Genomic DNA, 13,242 nt, shown 5'->3' on the forward strand with positions numbered 1-13,242 from the left:
GCGCCGATGCTCCTGACAGTTGGATATGTCGCGGCGGGCGGGGCCATCGGGTCCTCGCTGCGTTATCTGGTCAACATGGCGGCCCTTCGGCTGGCCCCCGGCTTTCCCTGGGGAACGCTGGTGATCAACATCCTCGGCTGTGCGATCATGGGATGTCTGGCCACGGCGCTGGCGATGAAGGGCGGGCAGCGGTTTTCGCCCTTTCTTCTGACCGGTGTCCTGGGCGGGTTCACCACGTTTTCCGCCTTTTCGCTGGACGCGATGGCGTTGTGGGAACGGGGGCAAGTGCAGGCCGCGATCGTCTATGTGGGCGCATCGGTGATCCTGTCATTGATGGCGGTGCTGGCCGGCGCGGCCTTGGCAAAAGGGGTGCTCGGATGAGCGTGAAGAATCTGACCGTTTCGACGGACGAAGGGGAACAGCGGCTGGACAAGTGGTTCCGGCGTCGCTTCCCGCATGTGACGCAGGGCGCGGTCGAAAAGATGTGCCGCACGGGCCAGATCCGTGTCAATGGCGGGCGGGCGAAAGCCTCCGACCGGATCGAGCCGGGCCAGACCATCCGCATCCCGCCGCTGCCCGATCCGAACGACGACAAGCGCGACCTGCCGCAACGCATCACCAATGCCGACGCGCAGATGATCCAGGACGCTGTCATCTACAAGGACGAGCATCTGATCGTCCTGAACAAGCCGCCGGGCCTGCCGTCGCAGGGCGGGTCGGGGCAGGGCAACCGCCACGTGGACGGTTTGGCCGAGGCGCTGAAGTTCGGCTACAAGGACAAGCCGAAGCTGGTGCACCGTCTGGACAAGGACACCTCGGGCGTCCTGATGCTGGCCCGCACCGACCGCGTGGCCCGCGCCTTGTCCGAAGCGCTGCGCCACCGCAACGCCCGCAAGATCTACTGGGCGCTGGTCGCCGGCGTGCCCAACCCGAAGAAAGGGTCGATCAAATACGGCCTGATGAAGGCCGGCGGCCGGGACGAGAAGATGGTCTGCGTTCATCCGGCGAAGATGAACGACTATCCGGACGCCAAGCGCGCCCATACGGATTACTTCGTGCTGTGGTTCCTGGCCACCCGCATGTCGTGGATGGCACTGGAGCCTGTGACCGGCCGGACCCACCAGCTGCGCGCCCACATGGCCGAGATCGGGCACCCGATCCTGGGCGACGGGAAATACGGCGGCGGCGGTCAGGAAAACCAGGGCGACGGCTGGGGCGGCGGCATCGGCGGAGAGATGAGCCGCAAGCTGAACCTGCACGCCCGCCAGCTGACGATCGAGCATCCGATCCTGAAAAAGGAGATGACCTTCGTGGCCGAACTGCCCGAACACATGGACCGCGCGTTCAAGCTGCTGGACATGAAACCGAACGACGTGCCCGCCGACCCGTTCGAGGTGTTCTGATGAGCTGGGCGCCCAAGCGCTTCTGGACGGATGTGACGGTGCGGCCCGAAAGGGCCGGCTTTGCCGTGCTTCTGGACGGCCGCCCGGTCCGCACGCCCGCGAAGGCCCCCCTGATACTGCCGACCGAGGCGATGGCCCGCGCCGTGGCTGCTGAATGGGACGCGCAGGAGCGTGAGGTGCGGCCCGAGCGCATGCCCGTCACCCGCCGCGCCAATTCTGCCATCGACAAGGTGACGCCCCTGTTCGACGCCGTGGTGGAGGAGGTGGCGAAGTATGGCGGCACTGACCTGCTGTGCTATCGCGCCGAAGGTCCGGCCGAACTGGTCGCGCGCCAACGGGTCTGGGACGAGGTTCTGGCCTGGGCCGCGTCCGATCTGCAGGCGCCGCTGGACGTGACCTCGGGCGTGATTCCCTTGGATCAGCCTGTCGAATCACTTGGCCGTTTGCGCAAGCAGGTCGCGGCCTGCACGCCGCATCAACTGGTGGCCCTGCACGATCTTGTCGCCATGTCTGGATCGCTGGTTCTGGGGCTGGCCGTGACGCACGGGCATCTGACCGGGGCCGAAGCATTTGCTCTGTCCCGCTTGGACGAAACCTTCCAAGCCGAGATTTGGGGGCATGACGAGGAGGCCGCCGAAGTAGCCGACCTGCGCATGAAAAGCTTCCTGGGAGCCGAGATATTTTTCCTATTGTGTCGGTGACAATCTTGCTCAATAGATTGGCACGTCCGGGGGGTTGCTGACGAAATCGGCAAACCGACCTGAATGGCTGACTTGACGCGCGGAAAACTCCTGTTGGAAAGTGGGGAAGCGCGCTCAGGTCGGGCGTAAGTGAAGGCCGCGACGCTGCGGTTCATCAGGAAGAGGTAAGCATGAAGAAGACTCTGTTTCTTGGCTCGCTGACGGTGGCGGGCCTTGCGGCCGGCTTTGTTTCGGCCGCAACGCTGGATGACGTGAAGGCACGTGGCGAACTCCTGTGCGGCGTCAACCCGGGCTTGACCGGCTTCGCCGCGCCTGACGCGAACGGCAACTGGTCGGGTTTCGACGTGGCCGTGTGCCGTGCCGTCGCCGCCGCCGTTCTGGGCGATGGCGCCAAGGTCCGCTTCGTTCCGACCACAGGTGAGACGCGCTTCACGGCCCTGTCCTCCGGCGAAGTCGATCTTCTGGTCCGCAACACGACCTGGACCTATTCGCGCGACACCGACCTTGGCCTCGATTTCGCGGGCGTGAACTACTACGACGGTCAGGGCTTCATCGTCCGCAAGGATCTGGGCGTCACCTCGGCCAAGGAACTGGAAGGCGCGACCGTCTGCATCCAGACCGGCACCACGACCGAGATGAACCTGGCCGACTATTTTGCCAGCAACAGCATGACCTACACGCCCGTCGCCGTTCAGTCGAACGCCGAGGGCGAGCAGCAGTATCTGGCCGGCGCCTGCGACACCTACACGACCGACGCCTCGGGCCTTGCGGCCACGCGCGCCTCGCTCGCCACGCCGGAAGACCACATCATCCTGCCCGAGATCATCTCGAAGGAACCGCTGGGGCCGGCCACGCGCTCGGGCGACAGCCAGTGGAACGACATCGTCCGCTGGACGCTGAACGCCCTCATCGCGGCAGAAGAATACGGCATCACCTCGGCCAACATCGAGGAGCTGACCTCCAGCTCGCAGAACCCGGAAGTGCGTCGCCTTCTGGGCGCCGAAGGCAACCTCGGCGAGATGATGGGCCTCGACAACGACTGGGCCAAGCGCGCCATCGCCGTGGGCGGCAACTATGGTGAGATCTTCGCGGCCACGGTCGGCGAAGCGACCCCGATCGGTCTGGCCCGCGGCCTGAACGCGCAATGGACGCAAGGCGGCCTGCTTTACGCTCCGCCCTTCCGCTAAGAACTTCTTTCGCAGGGGCGCCCCACCGCGCCCCTGCCCATCGACCAACAGGGACCTCCGCGGCGTAACATCGCCACCACATGGCGGAAGGTCCGAAACAGGGGGATGCTCATGGCCAATGCCGTGGAGAAGCCGAAAGATTCCTTTCGGCCGAGCATGTTGCTTTATGATACGCGCTACCGCTCACTGACGATCCAGGTCATCGTTTTCGCCCTCGTGGTGGCGGGGGCCGCATGGCTGATCGACAACACGGTCCGCAACCTTTCGGCGCTGGGCAAGGATTTCGACTTCGGTTTCCTTGGCGTGCGCGCGGGCTATGACATCGCGCAGCGCCTGATCCCCTATACCCAGAACAGCACCCACGCGCAGGCTTTGCTGGTCGGGCTTCTGAACACGCTGCTGATCGCCGTCATGGGCTGCGCCCTAGCAACCGTGATCGGCGTCATCGTGGGTGTGCTGCGGCTGTCGTCCAACTGGCTCGTCGCGCGCCTGATGACCGTCTATGTGGAGATGTTCCGCAACGTCCCCGTGCTGTTGTGGATCCTGCTGTTCTACACCGTTTTCAGCGAAGCCTCCCCCCCGCCCGCCGCCTTCCGCGGAGAGGAGGGGCAAAGTATGCTGCTCGGCCTCTTCGCCGTGACGAACCGCTACACCGCCGTGCCCGATTTCGCAGTGGAGCGTGGCTTCGGCGCGCTGGACCTCGGCCTCTTTTCGCTGAACCTTACATTCGCGGCAATCGTCGTGGTGCTGGCGGCCAGCTTCTACGCCCGTCACGTTCTGAAAGCCCGCGCGCGCGCCGTGCAGGAAGCCACTGGCCGCCGCCCGACCACGTGGTGGAAGTCGCTGCTGATCGTCGTCCTGCCGATCGCGCTTCTGCTGTGGTACATGGGCACGCATCTGCTGGTCCCGTCGCTGTCGGGCTTCAACTTCACCGGCGGCATCAACGTCCCCAACTCGTTCATGGCGCTGTGGCTGGCCTTGTCCTTCTACACCGGTGCCTTCATCGCGGAAATCGTGCGCGCTGGCATCCTGGCCGTGTCGCGCGGCCAAAGCGAGGCGGCCTTTGCCTTGGGCCTGCGCCCGCGCCGCACCATGAGCCTCGTGATCCTGCCGCAGGCGCTGCGCGTCATCGTTCCCCCGCTGATCTCGCAGTTCCTGAACCTCACGAAGAACTCCTCGCTGGCCATCGCCGTGGGGTATCTGGACCTGCGCGGCACGCTGGGCGGGATCACCCTGAATCAGACCGGGCGGGAACTGGAATGTGTCCTGCTGATGATGCTGATCTACCTGACGATCAGCCTGATCATCTCGGGTGCGATGAACGTCTACAATTCCCGCATCCGTCTGAAGGAGCGTTGAGATGAGCGATACGCACGCCCAAACCGTTCCTTTCGTCCGCGACACGATGCTGCCGCAGGCGACCCCTCCGGCCGGGCAGGCGGGTGCGGTCCGCTGGCTGCGCGAAAACCTGTTCTCCGGCTGGATGAACACGGTCCTGACCCTTCTGGGCCTGCTGGCGCTGTTTGTCCTGGTAAAAGAAATGGCACCATGGTTCCTGCACAGCGTCTGGAATGCGAACACCCTGTCCGAATGCCGTCAGATCGTCGCCGACCGCTGGGGCCCCGACGCAACGGGCGCCTGCTGGGCCATGATCCGCGAACGTTGGCCCCAGTTCCTTTTCGGCTTCTACCCGTCCAACCTGTATTGGCGGCCGGTGACGGCGCTGATCCTGCTGTTCGTCGCGCTGGCGCCCGTCCTGTTCCCGGGCGTGCCACGCCGGTTGATGGTGTTCTCGGTCCTTTATCCTTTTGTGGGCTTCTGGCTTTTGTGGGGCGGGTCGATCTGGCTGCCGGTCGTCGCCATCCTGGGCTTCGTGATCGGCTATGCCGTGTGGCAGGTGCTGCAGCGGCGGTCGCCCTTGCTGGCCGTGCTGGGCGGGGTCGCGGCGGCCCTGATCTGGTGGATGTTCCTTGCGGGTCCCGTGAACGACGCGGTGACCTCCGCGCTTCCGCTGGGACTGGAGGTCGTGCGTTCCGACCGGTTCGGCGGCTTCGTGCTGTCGCTGACGATCGGCGTCGCGGCCATTTCCCTGTCCCTTCCGCTGGGGATCATGCTGGCGCTGGGCCGGCAATCGGACATGTTCCTGATCAAGACGATGTCGGTCTGCTTCATCGAGTTCATTCGGGGCGTTCCGCTGATCACGCTGCTGTTCACAGCCTCGCTGCTGCTGAACTATTTCCTGCCGCCGGGGACCAATTTCGACATCATCCTGCGGGTCATCATCATGGTGACGCTGTTCGCCGCGGCCTACATCGCCGAGGTGATCCGGGGCGGTCTGGCAGCCCTGCCGCGCGGACAGTACGAGGCGGGGAACGCGCTGGGCCTGAACTATTTCCAGGCGCAGCGGCTGATCATCCTGCCGCAGGCGCTGAAGATCTCCATCCCCGGAATCGTGTCCACCTTCATCGGCCTGTTCAAGGACACGACGCTGGTGATCTTCGTGGGCCTGCTGGACCCCCTGAAGGGCATCACGGACGCCGTCCGCGCCTCCACCGACTGGAAGGGCATCTACTGGGAACCCTACATCTTCGTGGGCGCCATCTTCTTCCTCTTCTGTTTCGGCATGTCGCGCTACTCCATGTATCTGGAGCGCCGCCTGAAACGCGATCATCGTTAAGGAGCACGTCATGGAAACCATCGAACGCGCCGTCGACCAGAGCCACATGAAGATCAGCGACGAGATCGCGATCCAGATCCGCGCCATGAACAAGTGGTACGGGCAGTTCCACGTGTTGCGCGACATCAACCTGACCGTCCACCGGGGGGAGCGGATCGTGATCTGCGGCCCGTCCGGCTCGGGCAAGTCTACCCTGATCCGCTGCATCAACCGGCTGGAGGAGCATCAGTCCGGACAGATCACGGTGGACGGGACCGAGCTGACCTCGGACCTGAAGAACATCGACACCGTCCGGTCCGAGGTCGGGATGGTGTTCCAGCATTTCAACCTGTTCCCGCATCTGACGATCCTGGAAAACTGCACCCTCGCCCCGATCTGGGTCCGCAAGGTCCCGAAGAAGGAGGCGGAGGAAACGGCCATGCACTTCCTGCGCAAGGTCAAGATTCCGGATCAGGCGCACAAGTATCCGGGGCAGCTGTCGGGCGGGCAGCAGCAGCGGGTGGCCATCGCGCGGTCCCTGTGCATGAAGCCGCGGATCATGCTGTTCGACGAGCCGACCTCGGCCCTCGACCCCGAGATGATCAAGGAGGTGCTGGACACCATGATCTCCTTGGCCGAGGAAGGGATGACCATGCTCTGCGTCACGCATGAGATGGGCTTTGCCCAAGCCGTCGCGAACCGCGTCGTGTTCATGGACCAAGGCCAGATCGTGGAACAGAACACCCCGAGGGAGTTCTTCAACAACCCGCAATCCGAGCGGACGAAGATGTTCCTGAGCCAGATCCTCGGCCACTGAGACAGAAAAAGCGCCCCGCGGGGCGCTTTTTGCTTACAGGTCCCGCGGCACGGTGAAGGCGACGGGCAGGGCCGTCCGATAGCCGACATCGTACCAATGTTCCACCGGCAGGTCCGCGATCAGGGTGGCGGCGGTCGGATAGCGGTCGAAGTCGGGATGGTCGGGCGGGGTTTTCACCAGCAGGCCCGCAAACTCCGCAAGGCCCGGGTTGTGGCCAAGGATCACCACCGTCTGCCCCGTGGCGCGCCGCAACTGCGACAGGATCATGTCCGGCCCCGCATGATAAAGGGCCGAAATCAGGGTGGGGGCCACATCGCCCAGAAACGGCGCGATCAGGCCCCATGTTTCCTGCGTGCGCGTGGCGTCCGAACACAGGATTTCATCCGGGGCCACACCCTGCGCGGCCAGCCAGGCCCCGATCTTCGGCGCCGCGTCACGCCCCCGTTCGGCCAGCACACGTTGATGATCGGTCAGCAGCGGATCGTCCCAGTCGGACTTGGCATGACGGATCAGGATCAGGCGGCGCATCAACGGATCCGCGGCTTCACGCGCGGCTCCGTGGTGCGGATCATGGACCCTGCGCCGTGGTCTGTGAACAGTTCCAGAAGGCAGGCGTTGGGAACCCGCCCGTCCAGGATGACCACCGCGCGCACGCCCTCCTCGATGGCCTGAAGGGCCGTCTCGGTCTTGGGGATCATGCCGCCGGCGATGGTGCCATCCTCGATCATGGCGCGCACCTCGTCCGGGGTCAGCTGGGTCACCACCTCACCGGACTTGTTCTTGACGCCCGACACGTCGGTCAGCAAGAGCAGGCGGTCGGCCTTCAGCGCGCCGGCAATGGCGCCGGCCGCAGTGTCGCCGTTGACGTTGAACGTCTCGTTGTCCTCCATCCCCGTGGCGACGGGGGCGACGACCGGGATCATCCCTGCGGCGTAAAGATCGCGCAGGACCTGAACGTTCATCTCCACCGGTTTGCCCACGAACCCCAGTTCGGGATCATCGGCCACGGCGACCATCAGGTCGTCATCCTTGCCGGAAATGCCCACGGCGCGGCCGCCCTGGTCGTTGATCGCCTGCACGATCCGCTTGTTGACCATGCCACAAAGGACCATCTCCACCACCTCGACGGTGGCCTTGTCGGTCACGCGCTTGCCCCGCACGAATTCCGACTTGATGCCCAGACGGGCCAGCAGGTCGTTGATCATCGGACCGCCGCCATGCACCACCACGGGGTTCAGGCCGACCTGCCGCATCAGCACGATGTCGCGCGCGAATTCGGCCATCGCATCCTCGTCCCCCATGGCGTTGCCGCCGAACTTCACGACCACGACCGCCCCCGCATAGCGTTGCAGATAGGGGAGGGCTTCGGACAACGTCTTGGCGGTGGTGATCGAATCGCGCATCATGGCAAGCTGCTTCTTCATCGGGAATCCTCGGGGTTCGCGCTCAGGACTAGCGGCTTTGACCGGGTCTGCCAAGGATCACGGAACCTTCGGGGGGATGATGATGTCGTCGGTGACGGGCACCGTCTGACGTTCGATCATGCGGTGGACATGGGGGCGTTCGGGCCCGCGATGCAGCTTCAGAAGCTGGTCGAAGCTTTCCACGTCTGCCTGCGTGCGGCGGATGTTGTGGCGGATGTATTCGGCCCAGGTCGGCACGTGATAGGTCTCGATCCAGATGTCCGGATTTTCCAGGTCGCGCAGAAGCGACCATTGGCGCGCCCCGTCCCGGATGCGCACCCGCCGCCGGTCGGCCATCGCCTTCAGGAAAGCTTCGGTGTTTTCGGCCGGGATGTCCCAGTCCACCATGATCATGATCGGTCCGGATTGCGCCTTCAGGTCCAGCCGCAGGGCGGGGGCGCTGAACCGGTTCGCGGGATCAAGGTTGGTGTCTGAAAAGTCAGGCATGGGCCAGGCCCGGCCCAGCACGGCCCCGGCCAGAAGAAGTGCCGCCGCCGCCAGCAGCGCCGTGGGAATGGAGATGTCTTCGGCCAGCAGACCCCACAACCAGCTGCCCACCGCCATGCCGCCGAAGGTGGCGGTCTGATAGATGGACAGGGCGCGCCCCACGACCCAGCGGGGGGTGGCCAGCTGCACCGACACGTTGAACAGCGACAGCGCGGTGACCCAAGCCGATCCCGCCAGCAGCAGGCCCAGCACCGTCAGGGGCTGGTGGCTGGAAAAGGCGATGATGATCAGGCCGACCGCGTTGACGGCGAAAGCGCTGGCAATCAGCGTCTCGATCCGCATGCGGGCGCGCAGGCGGGGTGCGGCCAAGGCCCCGGCGATGGCGCCCAGACCGAAGGCGCCGAGCATCAGGCCGAAAGTTTCCGCCTCGGCCTGCAGGATGTCGCGGGTGATGACCGGCAGCAGCGCCAGCGCGGCAACCGAACCGCTGCCGAAGATCAGACCCCGCAGGATCACGCGCGACAGGTTCGGCGACAGCGCCACATAGCGAATGCCGACGGCGATGGCGTGGCCCAGACGTTCGGGCGGCAAAAGGCGCGGCTCCTGCGGGCTTTGCCAGCGGGCCAGCGCCCAGATCACGGCGGTGTAGCTGACGGCGTTCAGCGCGAAGGCCGCGGCCGGCCCCGCGCTTGCCACGATCAGCCCGCCCACCGCGGGCCCGACCGAGCGCATGAGGTTGAAACTCATGGAGTTGAGGGTGATGGCCGCCGGCAGATCCTCCCGCGGGACCAGATCGCGCATGGAGGCCTGCCATGAGGGGAGGTGCATCGCGTTGCCACAGCCCAGAAGGAAGGTGAAGGCCAGAAGCGTCCACGGCGTCAGCAGCCCCAGGAACGCGACCAATGCCAGAAGGGCCGAGATGACCAGAAGGAAGCTTTGCGCGGCCAGCATGACGCGGCGGCGGGGGAAGTTGTCGGCCAGCGCGCCCGCCGCCACGGCCAGAATCATCACGGGCAGGGTAGTGGAGGCCTGCACCAGCGCCACCATGTCGTGCGACGGCGTCAGCAGCGCCATCTGCCAGCCTGCGCCCACGTTCTGGATCAGCGTGCCAAGATTGGCGACCAGCGTCGCCGTCCAGATCATGCGGAAGGCCGGGTGCTTCAGCGGCACGAACGGAGAGGTGGACGGCTTGCCCGCCGTGCCGCTTGCCCCCGGATCGGCCGCGGCGGGGGAGGACGGTCCCCCGCGTTCGGCACCGGTGCGCGTGTCGGGAACAGGCTGTTCGAAACGGTCGGGGGCGGGGGTGTCGCGTTCGTCGGCTGGCATGGGTCTCCTCCGCCCCGTGACCTAGTGCGTCATTGCAGCGTGGCGATGATCGCGCGCAGGGTTTCGATGCCGTCCCCCTTTTCGGAGCTGGTGACCACCAGTTCGGGGAAGGCGGCAGGGTGCTTCTGCAACGCGCCCTTCACCTGTTCGATCGTGGCCTCGCGCTCGGCGCGGCTGACCTTGTCGGCTTTGGTCAGCACGGTCTGGAAGGTTACGGCGGACTTGTCCAGAAGGCTCATGATCTCGTCATCGACCTTCTTCACGCCGTGGCGCGTGTCGATCAGCACGAAGGCGCGGCGCAGGGTGGTGCGGCCGGCGAGATAGCTTTTCAGCAGCGCCTGCCATTTCGCCACGATCGCCACCGGCGCCTCGGCATAGCCATAGCCGGGAAGGTCGACGAGGTATTTTTCCTGATCGCCCAGCGTGAAGAAGTTGATCTCCTGCGTGCGGCCGGGGGTGTTCGACGCGCGGGCCAGCGACTTGCGGCCGGTCAGCGCGTTGATCAGGGAGGACTTGCCCACGTTGGAGCGTCCGGCAAAGCAGACCTCCACCCGGTCGGCGGGGGGCAGGCCCGACATGGCGACGACGCCTTTGACGAAATCGACGGGTCCGGCGAACAGAAGGCGACCGCGTTCGCGGGCGAACTCTTCCGGCTCGGGGGCAAGGGTGAAGGTCAGCATGGGCGCACCGTATCTCCTTTGGCGATCTCGCCGCCACGGATCACGCGCGCATAGACGCCGAAATCACGATGGCCGTAATGGGTGAACAAGGCCGCCAGCGTGTCCGCATCGATGCGCCCCGTTTCGGGGTTGGCGGTGGTGGCCTTGCAGCGGGTGATCCGCTCCTCGATCCGCAGGACGGCGTCGCCGATGGCGATCTCCTGCCCGATCATGTCGAACTCGGCCCAGGGGGGCAGGCTGCCCATCCACAGGTTGCCGCGCCAGCGGTGGATCGACAGGTCTGTGCCCATGCGGGCCGACAGGTCGGTCAACGACGACAGGGACAGGATCGCCACGGAGGGAAAGTCACTGTCCGTCATCCCGCGATCCGCGCGGACGATGCGCGCCGAGGCCGCACGGTCGGCGGGCATCAGCGGGCGTACCCAGCTCAGAAAGCGCGGCAGGTCTTTTTCGTCCTCGGGGCGGAAGGTCAGGTCGGGGCGGTCGGGATGGGACAGGGTGACGCGGTCGCCGTCCAGCCGCGACGTGATCGCCATCAGCGCCGGGGCCTTCGCCCCGCGCGAGAAGTTGGCGCACGGGTTCCAGCCGTCCACCAGCCGCGCCGCCTCGTGCGCGACGGCCCAGTGCCGGTCGAAGGGCAGGCAGGCACCGGCCGAAAGCAGAACGGACGCGAGCTCCTCGCGTCCGTGTGCCTTGATCGGGTGCCGCCAGATGGAGGACAGGATCATTTCTTTCTTTTGCTCTTCTGCTCGATCGCGGCGGCGGTCGCTTGGGCCGCCTTCTTCCGCTGGAAGCTGGAGCGGATGTTGCCGAACACGTCCGGCCTTGCCCCGTGGCTGGTCATGATCAGGTATTGCTGGCCGAAGGTGATCAGGTTGTTCGTGATCCAGTAAAGAACGAGACCGCTGGCGAAGTGGCCCAGCATGAACATGAAGACCCACGGCATCCAGGCGAAGATCATCTGCTGCGTCGGATCCGGGGGCGCCGGGTTCAGCTTCTGCTGCAGCCACATGGAGATGCCCAGAAGGATGGGCAGCGCGCCGATGAACACCATCGCCAGCGTGCTTCCCGCTTCGGGCGCGGCCCAGGGCAGCAGGCCGAACAGGTTGAACAGCGACGACGGATCGGGCGCCGACAGATCCTGCAGCCAGCCGAAGAACGGGGCGTGGCGCAGTTCGATCGTGACCAGGATCACCTTGTAAAGCGAGAAGAAGATCGGGATCTGCAGCAGCATCGGAAGGCAACCGGCCGCCGGATTGACCTTCTTCTCCTTGTAGAGGGTCATCATCTCTTTCTGAAGCTTCGCGCGGTCGTCGCCCGCACGCTCCTTCAGGGCCTCCATCTCGGGCTGGAGTTCCTTCATCCGCGCCATGGAGACGTAGGACTTGTAGGCCAACGGCAGCACCAGCGCCTTCAGAAGGAAGGTCAGCGCGATGATGGACACGCCCATGTTGCCGATATGCGCGTTCAGCCAGTGCAGGACGTGGAAGATCGGCTTCGTCAGGAAGAAGAACCAGCCCCAGTCGATCGAATCGATGAAGCCCGGAACGCTTTGATCGTTCTGGTAGTGACGGATCGTGGCCCATTCCTTGGCGCCCGCAAAGATGCGCTGGGAGGATTCGATGGTGGCGCCCGGCGCGACGGCCATGACGGGCATGCGCGTTTCGGTCGTGAAGACGTCCTGCTGCGGCAGGTATTTTTCCACGGCGGTGAAGGGCTGGCCCTGCTGCGGGATGAGGGTGGTCATCCAGTAGTGGTCCGTGAAGCCGATCCAGCCGTCGGTCGTCGCCTCGTGCAACTCGGCCTGCGCGCCTTCGCGCGGCAGTTGGGGCAGGTCGCGGACGGCCTTGTACTTCGTTTCCATCAGCTCGCCATCGACGCGGCCGACGACGCCTTCATGCAGCACGAAGAAGCCTTGTAGGTCCACCGGCGTGCCGTGGCGCGCGATCATGCCGTAGGGGGCAAGGCGCTGTTCCGCCGTGCCGGTGTTCTGCACGCGGTCGGTGACGGTGAACATGTATTGCTGGTCGACCGCGATGGTGCGCGTGAAGACAAGACCGGCCGGGCTTTGCCATTGCAGCGTCACCGGCGTGTCCGGCGTCAGCGTGCCCTGGCCCTGGATGGACCACTGCGTGTCCGGACCCGGCACGTCGGGGAAATCGAGGCCGCCGGCCGGAACCCAGCCCTGCAGCGTGTAGTAGGCGCGATCCTCGCCCACCGGGGTCAGCAGGCGCACATTGTCCGAATTGTCGTCCAGCGTGACGTGATAGCCCTTCAGCAGCAGATCGTCGATCCGCCCGCCCTGGGCCGAGATGGAGCCCGTCAGTTCCGGCGTGTCGATGGAGATGCGGGGCACGTCGGCCTGCACCGGCGCATCGGCCTGCTGCGTCACCGGCGTGTCTTCCATCGTGCTGACGGCGTCCGGTTCGACCGGATCGTTCGCCTGCTGTTCCGGTGGGAACAGCCAGAACCATCCCAGCATCACCAGAAGGCTGAGGACGATCGCGAGGATGAGGTTCTTGGTGTTTTCCATGAGGCCGGTTTGCGCCTTTTTCAGTCCGC

Annotated in this window: 13 protein-coding genes; 7 read left to right on the forward strand and 6 right to left on the reverse strand. The window is 65.3% G+C overall.

Annotation, left to right across the window (positions count from 1 at the left end; genetic code table 11):
- Positions 1 to 6 precede the first annotated feature (6 nt).
- The 7 genes from crcB to ACSHZY_RS05040 all read left to right on the forward strand — a co-directional run bounded on the left by crcB (position 7) and on the right by ACSHZY_RS05040 (position 6,764).
- On the forward strand, positions 7 to 381 hold the full coding sequence (gene crcB, locus ACSHZY_RS05010; protein WP_435166273.1) for a fluoride efflux transporter CrcB: 375 nt from the start codon (positions 7 to 9) through the stop codon (positions 379 to 381).
- Entirely contained in the window at positions 378 to 1,403 is a 1,026-nt protein-coding gene (locus ACSHZY_RS05015; protein WP_435166275.1) for an RluA family pseudouridine synthase, read from the forward strand. Before crcB ends, ACSHZY_RS05015 begins: the two co-directional genes overlap by 4 nt.
- Positions 1,400 to 2,104 (forward strand): ATP12 family chaperone protein, encoded by a 705-nt coding sequence (locus tag ACSHZY_RS05020; protein WP_435166919.1) that lies wholly within the window; start codon positions 1,400 to 1,402, stop codon positions 2,102 to 2,104. Before ACSHZY_RS05015 ends, ACSHZY_RS05020 begins: the two co-directional genes overlap by 4 nt.
- Before the next feature lie 170 nt (positions 2,105 to 2,274).
- A complete protein-coding gene (locus tag ACSHZY_RS05025; protein ID WP_435166278.1) occupies positions 2,275 to 3,291 on the forward strand; it encodes an amino acid ABC transporter substrate-binding protein in 1,017 nt (338 codons plus the stop codon).
- Positions 3,292 to 3,402: 111 nt separating this feature from the next.
- Positions 3,403 to 4,650, forward strand: coding sequence for an amino acid ABC transporter permease (locus ACSHZY_RS05030; RefSeq protein WP_435166280.1), 1,248 nt, complete (start codon positions 3,403 to 3,405; stop codon positions 4,648 to 4,650).
- 1 nt (position 4,651) lies between these two features.
- Positions 4,652 to 5,968, forward strand: coding sequence for an amino acid ABC transporter permease (locus ACSHZY_RS05035; protein ID WP_435166282.1), 1,317 nt, complete (start codon positions 4,652 to 4,654; stop codon positions 5,966 to 5,968).
- A gap of 10 nt (positions 5,969 to 5,978) precedes the next feature.
- Positions 5,979 to 6,764 carry an amino acid ABC transporter ATP-binding protein gene (locus ACSHZY_RS05040; protein WP_435166285.1) on the forward strand — a complete coding sequence of 262 codons (786 nt, stop codon included), beginning with the start codon at positions 5,979 to 5,981 and terminating at the stop codon, positions 6,762 to 6,764.
- Positions 6,765 to 6,797: 33 nt separating this feature from the next.
- Here the strand turns inward: ACSHZY_RS05040 and ACSHZY_RS05045 are convergent, their stop codons facing one another.
- The 6 genes from ACSHZY_RS05045 to yidC form a co-directional block, all read right to left on the reverse strand.
- Positions 6,798 to 7,295 (reverse strand): SixA phosphatase family protein, encoded by a 498-nt coding sequence (locus ACSHZY_RS05045; protein ID WP_435166288.1) that lies wholly within the window; start codon positions 7,293 to 7,295, stop codon positions 6,798 to 6,800.
- The gene (argB, locus tag ACSHZY_RS05050; protein ID WP_435166922.1) at positions 7,292 to 8,170 is read right to left on the reverse strand and encodes an acetylglutamate kinase; all 879 of its coding nucleotides are present in this window, start codon (positions 8,168 to 8,170) and stop codon (positions 7,292 to 7,294) included. Before argB ends, ACSHZY_RS05045 begins: the two co-directional genes overlap by 4 nt.
- A 75-nt stretch (positions 8,171 to 8,245) precedes the next feature.
- The gene (locus ACSHZY_RS05055) at positions 8,246 to 10,000 is read right to left on the reverse strand and encodes an MFS transporter (protein ID WP_435166290.1); all 1,755 of its coding nucleotides are present in this window, start codon (positions 9,998 to 10,000) and stop codon (positions 8,246 to 8,248) included.
- A gap of 29 nt (positions 10,001 to 10,029) precedes the next feature.
- Complete coding sequence (gene yihA / locus ACSHZY_RS05060) at positions 10,030 to 10,680, reverse strand: ribosome biogenesis GTP-binding protein YihA/YsxC (protein WP_435166293.1); 651 nt, start codon at positions 10,678 to 10,680, stop codon at positions 10,030 to 10,032.
- Positions 10,674 to 11,408 carry an MOSC domain-containing protein gene (locus tag ACSHZY_RS05065; protein ID WP_435166296.1) on the reverse strand — a complete coding sequence of 245 codons (735 nt, stop codon included), beginning with the start codon at positions 11,406 to 11,408 and terminating at the stop codon, positions 10,674 to 10,676. Before ACSHZY_RS05065 ends, yihA begins: the two co-directional genes overlap by 7 nt.
- Positions 11,405 to 13,213, reverse strand: a complete 1,809-nt coding sequence (gene yidC / locus ACSHZY_RS05070) for a membrane protein insertase YidC (protein WP_435166299.1) — start codon at positions 13,211 to 13,213, stop codon at positions 11,405 to 11,407. The genes ACSHZY_RS05065 and yidC overlap by 4 nt, the downstream gene beginning before the upstream one ends.
- Positions 13,214 to 13,242 lie beyond the last annotated feature (29 nt).

Source organism: Falsirhodobacter sp. 1013, assembly GCF_051195255.1.
Classification (GTDB): domain Bacteria; phylum Pseudomonadota; class Alphaproteobacteria; order Rhodobacterales; family Rhodobacteraceae; genus Falsirhodobacter.